This is a genomic window from Rhodoferax sp. UBA5149, assembly GCF_002413825.1.
Lineage (GTDB): Bacteria > Pseudomonadota > Gammaproteobacteria > Burkholderiales > Burkholderiaceae_C > Rhodoferax.
On the sequence record NZ_DHXT01000095.1, the window covers coordinates 2,872 to 3,212 of the forward strand.

At 62.2% G+C, this 341-nt stretch carries 1 protein-coding gene; it reads left to right on the plus strand.

Annotated features, from left to right (window positions below; all coding sequences use genetic code 11):
* On the plus strand, positions 1–341 hold a 341-nt coding region (locus B3V69_RS08135), incomplete at both ends, for a radical SAM protein (protein WP_349679205.1).

The window sequence follows — 341 nt, forward strand, 5'->3', positions numbered from 1 at the left end:
CTCAAATACGTGGTGATCACCAGCGTCGACCGCGATGACTTGCGCGACGGCGGCGCCCAGCATTTTGTCGATTGCATTACGCGCATCCGCGAACTCTCGCCCACCACCCAGATTGAGGTACTGGTGCCGGACTTCCGCGGCCGCGACGACCGCGCGCTGGAAATCCTCAAAGCCGCGCCGCCCGACGTGATGAACCACAATCTGGAAACGGCACCGCGCCTGTACAAAGAAGCGCGGCCCGGCAGCGACTACCAGTTCAGTCTGAACCTGCTCAAGAAGTTCAAGGCCCTGTTCCCCAACGTGCCGACCAAGAGCGGCCTGATGGTCGGTCTGGGCGAAAC